Source organism: Lutibacter sp. (assembly GCF_041562875.1).
GTDB lineage: Bacteria > Bacteroidota > Bacteroidia > Flavobacteriales > Flavobacteriaceae > Lutibacter.
Window position 1 is genome coordinate 20,132 of record NZ_JBFFOE010000036.1, and the last position, 7,556, is coordinate 27,687.

The window sequence follows — 7,556 nt, forward strand, 5'->3', positions numbered from 1 at the left end:
AACAAAATGAGAATATTTAAACCAATGTTTGTAGCAACTTTGGCAGTTGCTACTTTAGCAAGCTGTGGTTCTGTGAAAAATTTAGCAGTACCAACTATGGAAACTGCTATTACAATAGGAATAAAAAAAGGAGCTGTTAGTGAAGAACAATCTAACCACTGGGCTCATGCAGATTTAGCAACTGATACCATTCCAGGTATGAGTGTAGACAAAGCCTATAAATTTTTAGAAGGTAAAACAGGTGTAACGGTTGTTGTAGCTGTAATTGATTCAGGGATTGATATTGAACACGAAGATTTAAAAGATGTGCTTTGGACAAACCCAAAAGAAATTGCAGGAAATGGAATAGATGATGATAAGAATGGTTTTGTAGATGATATGCACGGATGGAATTTCTTAGGAGGTGATGGAGTTGCTGCTCCAGAACAATTAGAAATTACACGCCTTGTTGCTGAAATGAACCCACGTTTTGAAGGGAAAACAATTGAAACTATTGCTGAAAATGAAAAAGCTGATTTTGAACAATATCAAGAATATTTAAAAGCTTTTGAAGTTTCTTCAGGAAGACATTTTAGAACAATGGATCGTATGGTTCAAATAGGAGATAATTTTAATGCAATAAAAAAATTCTTAGGAAAAGATAGCGTTACTATTGAAGATTTACAAGCAGTTAAAACTGAGGACGAAACATTACAAGCTCAAATAGGAGATATTTTAGGATTAATGTCTAGAGGTTTTGATGAAAAAGGATACTTAGAATATTATGAAACTCAAAAGAAAGTTAAAAATTTCGATTTTGATTTTGATGGAAGAGCAATAGTTGGAGATAACCCAACAGATATTACTGATACAAATTATGGAAACAATAACGTTTTAGGTTCTAAAGATGATGAAATTCACGGAACCCATGTTTCAGGAATTATTTTAGCAACTCGTAACAATGGTGTTGGGATGAATGGTGTTGCTAATAATGCAAAATTAATGTCTGTAAGAGCTGTGCCTGATGGTGATGAACGAGATAAAGATGTTGCTTTAGCAATAAGATATGCTGTTGATAATGGTGCGAAAGTTATAAATATGAGTTTTGGTAAAAATTGGTCTCCAAATAAACAATGGGTTTTTGATGCTATAAAATATGCAGAAACTCATGATGTTTTATTAGTACACGCTGCTGGAAACGACGGTAAAGATATTGATGTAAAGCATAATTGGCCAAACGACACAGCTGATAAAGTTGTTGAATTTGCAGACAATGTATTAACTATTGGAGCTATGAGTGTTAATTCTGACGAAAATTTACCTGCATCTTTTAGTAATTATGGAAAACTAAATGTTGATATTTTTGCACCAGGAGTTCAAATTTATTCAACCTTTCCAAAAAACGAATACCAAAAAATAAGCGGCACATCAATGGCCTCTCCTGAAGTTGCAGGTGTTGCAGCTTTGGTTAGATCATACTACCCACAATTATCTGCAAGTCAGGTAAAACATATTATTATGAATTCAGGTACTAAATTAGACATGGAAGTGATATTACCAGGATCTCAATCACGAGAAAATCCAACAGGTAAAAAAGTTAAATTTTCTGAATTGTCTATTACAGGAGCAATAACAAATGCATACAATGCTTTAGTTTTAGCCGATAAAATGGTGAATAAAAAATAAAATTATTAATATTCTGTTAAAAAGCACACTCTGTAACGAGTGTGCTTTTTTGTTTATACCACTTATGTTTATATTGCGCAAAAGAAATATTTATAATGAAAAAATTATTCACATTTTTAATCATTTTAACTACAATAATAGTTTCATCACAAAATAACACAACCTATTGGCAACAGCACGTTGATTATAAAATGGATGTGGATTTTAATGTAGAAAAATATCAATACAAAGGAACTCAAAAATTGGTTTATACCAATAATTCACCTGATGTTTTAAACAAAGTATTTTATCACTTATACTACAATGCATTTCAACCAAATAGTGAAATGGATGCTCGTTTACAAGCAGTTGTTGATCCTGATGGAAGAATGATTAACAATATTGGAACAATAGAAAATCCAACATATGAAAGTAGAATTGCTAAGTTAAAACCAGATGAAATAGGTTATTTAAAAGTACTTTCATTAAAACAAAATGGAAAAAATTTAAAATATACTACAGAAGGAACCATTTTAGAAGTTACACTAAATTCACCCATTCAACCAGGAGATAAAGCAACTTTTAAAATGACTTTTGATGGGCAATTACCAGTTCATATAAGAAGAGCTGGAAGAAATAATGAAGATGGTGTGGCGCTTTCAGTGGCACAATGGTATCCGAAAATGGCAGAATATGATTTTGAAGGTTGGCATGCAGATCCATATATTGCACGTGAGTTTTATGGTGTTTGGGGAAATTTTGACGTAACACTTCATATTGATAGAAATTATACAGTAGGAGGAACAGGAGATCTTCAAAATCCACAAGAAATAGCTCACGGGTATGAAGACAAAACAAAACCTTTAAATCTTCCGAAGGGAGAAAAATTAGCTTGGCATTTTATTGCAGAAAACGTTCATGATTTTACATGGGCTGCTGATCCAAATTATACACACGACATATTAATTACTAAAAGTGGTACTGAGCTTCATTTTTTATATAAAGACACTCCTGAGTATTCAAAATCTTGGAAAGATGTACAGCCTTTAACCGAAAAAGCATTAGATTATTACAACTCAACTATTGGTCAATATCCTTGGAAACAATATTCTGTAATTCAAGGTGGTGACGGAGGTATGGAATATGCAATGTGTACATTTATTGCAGGTGGAAAATCATTAAATGAAATTGTAGGAACTGTATTTCATGAATTTGCACATACTTGGTTTCATAATCTTTTAGCAACTAATGAAAGTAAACATTCATGGATGGATGAAGGGTTTACTACATATATTTCTACATTGGCATCTAACAAAATTATAAGAGGTAGAGACGATGTGCCAAATGCCAATGATTATGGAGATTATTATTATGTAGTAAACAATAGAATTGAAGAACCTTTAACAACCCATGCAGATAGATTTAATACCAATGTAGCTTTTAGCATAGGAAGTTATAGCAAAGGAAGCATGTTTTTAACGCAATTGAATTATATTATTGGAGAGGAAAATGTAAAAAAAATGCTTAAAAAATATTTTGAGGATTTTAAATTTAAACACCCAACACCAAATGATGCTAAAAGAGTTGCTGAAAAAATTTCAGGGTTAGAATTAGATTGGTATTTAAATGAATGGATTGAAACTACACACACCATAGATTATGCCATTGCAAAAGTTGAAGATAAATCAATTACTTTAGCTCGCGTCGGCCAAATGCCAATGCCAATTGACATTGTAGTTACTTATGATGATGGAGGCACTGAAAATTTTAACATTCCTTTACGTATGATGCGAGGTAACAAACCAACTTCAGCTACTATTTTAAAAGATTGGACCTGGGCGCATCCAACATATACTTTTTCAGTTGAAAAGAAAATAAAATTCATTCAAATTGATCCTTCTGGTTTGATGGCAGATATTGATAAATCTAACAATACGTTTGAAATGGAGTAAAAATAAGACTCCTCAATTTGAATTAAATTCAATATTGAGGAGTCTTTAAATTTTTAAAAATCTATTTTTTAACAATGTACTTTCTTAAGTTGGAAGTTAAAATACTTTTTAATTCAGCTTCATTACCTTCGGAAGTTTCAGTAAAAATAAACCCAAAAATTGGATATTCGCCAATGTTTATTTTTCTTAAAACCAACGGGTTTTCAAAATCACTAAGTAATTTATCATAATCAAAAGAAGCAATGTCAGTATCTTTAATTCCAGAATTATTGTCTAATAAAATAAGACTGTATTTTTTAGCTTCTTTTTCTTTGAAAATTTCTTCCCAATTTGGTTTTTTTCCATATAAAAAGTATTCGTAAGAATTTATTCCAAAAGCATACCATGAAAGGTCTCCAGTAGTGCACCAACCACCAAAACGCATAGGATTTACTTCAATTGGAATAATAGTTCCTTTACTGTCAATTCTAACTTCAATATGGATTGGGAAATTTTTCAAATCTACTTTTTCACCAATAATATTCACTAAATTTTGAATGGTGTTTAGATTTGAAGTAATAATTTCTTTTGAAGTAGAATATACTCTATCACTTACATCTTTTCCAGAAGAAAAAATATGATGCATAATATTCAAAATAACAGCTTCACCCTTAGTATTGTAATAGCAATCAATTGCATATTCCTCACCTTTAATACATTCTTCAATTATAAAATAATTTGTATCTAAAACTTCAGCTGGGTAAAACCCTTTTATGTGTTCAATATCTGTTTTAATTTTAGTTAAAACTTCATTCCATTCAGAAGGTTCATCAACTTTATGAACACCTAAGCTAAAAAAACCAATTGCAGGTTTAATTATAAATGGAAATGGTAAATCATGTACAGAAAGAGAATCTAGTTCTTCATATTTAACACCTTTAAAAAAGTATTTTGGGTAAACGTCTTTTAATAGCTCTCTAAGCTTAATTTTATTTTTAAATACTTGAATTTGTTTTGGACGTTTTGTTGCACCCAAATTATTTTCAACCCAACTAATATTGTTTTCAGAATTTGAATAAATAAGCTGATTTGGGTTTTCTTTAATAATATTATTTGCTGTGATTTCTGAAATCCAGTTAAGGGAATCATCAGAGATTAATTCTTTAGCTTCTTTTGTAGCAACTAGTTGAAAGTTATTTTCTTTAATTGTTTTTGTCAGGAAATCTGAAACGTAAGGTTTGCCTATTAATATCATTTGTATATTTAAAATTGAATGTAAATTTAAGCATAATTAGTAGTATTTAATGCTATTATTATCACACATTATGGTACATTAACTTCTGTTGAGGTAGTATAAATTTTAAAATATTTTAACTTCTGCAATTCCCCAATAGTTATAACTCGCGGGTTTCCAACCGGCAAGATACATGGTTTCTAATTTGCTAATTGTTAAACCATTTTCTTCAATCAGCGCTGGAATGTTTCTATTTAAATTACAACCTCCACCAATTCTTTTCCAAAAAGGATTTATAATATTTTGATATTTTTGAATTCCTTTTTCTGGTGCTTTTCCATGCTCACAAAATAATAGCTTCCCATTGGGCTTTAACACTCTTTTTATTTCTGAAAAAGCCAATTTTAAATTAGGAATTGTACAAAGTGTATAGGTGATAACAACACAATCAAAACTATGATCATTTTCTGGAATATTTTCTGCGGAAGCTATTATAAACTTGAAATCAAACGGTAATTTTTCAATATTAATTTGTGTTCTTTTCCAAAGTTCTTTTGAAGGATCAATAGCTGTTAAGGTTTTAACTTTTGAAGTATAAAATGGTAAATTTAAGCCAGATCCTATGCCAATTTCTAATACACTTCCACTTGCCAAAGGAATTATTTTTTCTCGTTGTTTTCTGCTAGAACTTTGATCACAAGCCCAATTAATAGCTTTAGGAAGAATATATTTGTTGTAAAAATTCATATTTATTAAATGTAGATCCTATTTTTCGCAATTTATCAATAATTGTAAATGTACATGCTTTTTGAATAGTAAATTAAATCAAAGATAATTTGTAGATTTTTAAGTGATTTTTTTATTAAAATCACTTAAAAATCACAATGCAAGGGGTTTTTTTAAATATCCATATTTTAAACAAACGGAGTTAAAAAATAAACAAAAGGTAGTTATTTTATAATAAACGGTAAATTTACTTGCATGTTAACTGTTTGTATTGTAGTTTTATAGCGTTAAAAATAAATACATCAACCCCAAAATTATTGAACCATGAAGACGATATCAATCACGGAGAGTAATACGCTTGAAAAAATTACTAATTTTGCTAGAAGAAATTATAACACATATGTAAAACATTACGAATCTAGAAATTTAAAACCAATGTCTTTAGATGAGTTTTTAAAGAATTATTGTAGTTAATTGTTTTTGTGAATTTGAAGCTATTACCCCTAAGTTTTTAAATTAAAACATTTTTAACTCGCCCAACTTCTCCCGTTTCAAGTTGTACTTTTATTCCGTGAGGATGATTTGGAGAATTAGTAAGTAATCTTTTTACAATACCTTCAGTTAATTCACCAGTTTTTTGGTGATGTTTTTGGACTATTTCTACTGTATAACCAATTTGGATATTTTTTCTAATGCTACCATCTTGTTTATTATTTTCCATTGTTTATAATTCTTTAATTTTAAACAACGAATGTAATAAAAAGAAATGTTGCAAAAAAAAAGCCTCAAGCTATTAACTTGAGGCTTTTCAAAAAGTGAAATTAATAATTATTTAACCATTAATTTTTTAGTTATATTTAATCCTTTTGTTGAAGTAATATTAACAAAGTAGATACCGCTTTTTAGGTTTGAAACATCAATATTTTGTTCAATATATTCTTTTTTAAGACTCTTCATTTCAAATGATTTAACTAATTTTCCTTGTAGAGTTACAATTGTTATTTGAACATCAACAATATCATCTTCAACATCAATTTCAGTTCGTAACAATGTATTGTTAGAAGCTGGATTTGGATAAAATTCCAAATCCTCAATTTCTTTAAAATTATCTTCAAAATTATTTATTGTTTTTGAAAATATTGTTTTAAAACTATTTTTAGCTGCTAAACCTGCATTGGCAGTAACAATTACATTATCAATATAAATATTGTCAGAGTTTGAACTTGCATCACATTGAAATCTGAATTGCGCATTTGTTGGGAAATTAGATGTAGCTGAAGAAATAGTTACCGTAGCTTCAGTAAAGGCATTATTATTAAAATCAATTCCACTTACAAAAGCTTGTATTGTTTGCCAAGTTGAACCATCAAAATATAATAACCAAAAATCTTCGCCAGCTTCCATACTACTACTGTAGAAATTGAATTTAATTTCTAAAGTATCAAAAGCTGAAACATCATAAGTGCTTGATGTCATTGCTGATTGAATACCAGAGTTATCTCTTATTCTAATTGAATAATTTCCATCGAATGACATACTACTGTTTATTCTATAGCAATCAGAACCTCCTTCTACCCAGCCATCCCAGCCAGTTTCAAAAGAATGTGCAAAAAGAATTTGAGGAGTTACAGCACCACTTAATGTAGTAATATTGGCAACACTACTTGCTATAGAAACATTTCCTGTGTTATCTTTAGCAGCCACAGTAAAAGCATAAGATGTAGCGGTAGTTAAATTAGTTACCGTGTATGAAGTGGCAACTGTTGAAACTAAAAACAGACCATCTTTAAAAACTTCATAAGCAGTTACTCCAACATTATCAGTTGCGGCATTCCAAGTTAAGTTTAAAGTTGTTTCAGTAATTGAATTTGCTGATAAATTTGTTGGTGCAGATGGTGCTTCAATATCTGAAGTTCCTCCAGAAGTGATATGCGAACCTAAGCCATCAAAAGTATCCATAGGAAAAGAATTCCATTCAGAAGTAGTATAAGTTGTTGAAGGACTCGTAACAGTTTCAACTC

The 7,556-nt window shown here is 29.9% G+C and carries 7 protein-coding genes; 3 read left to right on the forward strand and 4 right to left on the reverse strand.

Annotation, left to right across the window (positions count from 1 at the left end):
* The first annotated feature begins 6 nt into the window (after positions 1-6).
* Together ABY863_RS06980 and ABY863_RS06985 are read left to right on the forward strand one after the other, a co-directional pair.
* Entirely contained in the window at positions 7-1,665 is a 1,659-nt protein-coding gene (locus tag ABY863_RS06980) for a S8 family peptidase (RefSeq protein ID WP_372793544.1), read from the forward strand.
* 95 nt (positions 1,666-1,760) lie between these two features.
* Positions 1,761-3,596, forward strand: a complete 1,836-nt coding sequence (locus tag ABY863_RS06985; RefSeq protein WP_372793545.1) for a M1 family metallopeptidase — start codon at positions 1,761-1,763, stop codon at positions 3,594-3,596.
* Positions 3,597-3,657: 61 nt separating this feature from the next.
* On the opposite strand, the gene ABY863_RS06990 is transcribed toward ABY863_RS06985, so the two are convergent.
* Together ABY863_RS06990 and ABY863_RS06995 are read right to left on the reverse strand one after the other, a co-directional pair.
* Positions 3,658-4,830 carry an ATP-grasp domain-containing protein gene (locus ABY863_RS06990; RefSeq protein ID WP_372793546.1) on the reverse strand — a complete coding sequence of 391 codons (1,173 nt, stop codon included), beginning with the start codon at positions 4,828-4,830 and terminating at the stop codon, positions 3,658-3,660.
* A 105-nt stretch (positions 4,831-4,935) separates the two neighbouring features.
* The gene (locus ABY863_RS06995; protein WP_372793547.1) at positions 4,936-5,556 is read right to left on the reverse strand and encodes a class I SAM-dependent methyltransferase; all 621 of its coding nucleotides are present in this window, start codon (positions 5,554-5,556) and stop codon (positions 4,936-4,938) included.
* 303 nt (positions 5,557-5,859) lie between these two features.
* On the opposite strand from ABY863_RS06995, the gene ABY863_RS07000 reads away from it, so the two are divergent.
* A complete protein-coding gene (locus tag ABY863_RS07000; protein ID WP_372793548.1) occupies positions 5,860-6,009 on the forward strand; it encodes a hypothetical protein in 150 nt (49 codons plus the stop codon).
* Positions 6,010-6,046: 37 nt separating this feature from the next.
* Here ABY863_RS07000 and ABY863_RS07005 read toward each other — a convergent pair whose 3' ends face one another.
* Both ABY863_RS07005 and ABY863_RS07010 read right to left on the reverse strand, forming a co-directional pair.
* Positions 6,047-6,256, reverse strand: a complete 210-nt coding sequence (locus ABY863_RS07005; protein ID WP_372793549.1) for a YwbE family protein — start codon at positions 6,254-6,256, stop codon at positions 6,047-6,049.
* A gap of 107 nt (positions 6,257-6,363) precedes the next feature.
* The coding region (locus ABY863_RS07010; protein ID WP_372793550.1) for a T9SS type A sorting domain-containing protein at positions 6,364-7,556 on the reverse strand (1,193 nt) is incomplete at its 5' end.

What these genes read in the sequence shown, in the direction of transcription:
- ABY863_RS07000 (WP_372793548.1), top strand. Translation starts at nt 5,860, where the DNA reads ATGAAGACGATATCAATCACGGAGAGTAATACGCTTGAAAAAATTACT.
- ABY863_RS06995 (WP_372793547.1), bottom strand. Translation starts at nt 5,556, where the DNA reads ATGAATTTTTACAACAAATATATTCTTCCTAAAGCTATTAATTGGGCT.
- ABY863_RS06990 (WP_372793546.1), bottom strand. Translation starts at nt 4,830, where the DNA reads ATGATATTAATAGGCAAACCTTACGTTTCAGATTTCCTGACAAAAACA.
- ABY863_RS07005 (WP_372793549.1), bottom strand. Translation starts at nt 6,256, where the DNA reads ATGGAAAATAATAAACAAGATGGTAGCATTAGAAAAAATATCCAAATT.
- ABY863_RS06980 (WP_372793544.1), top strand. Translation starts at nt 7, where the DNA reads ATGAGAATATTTAAACCAATGTTTGTAGCAACTTTGGCAGTTGCTACT.
- ABY863_RS06985 (WP_372793545.1), top strand. Translation starts at nt 1,761, where the DNA reads ATGAAAAAATTATTCACATTTTTAATCATTTTAACTACAATAATAGTT.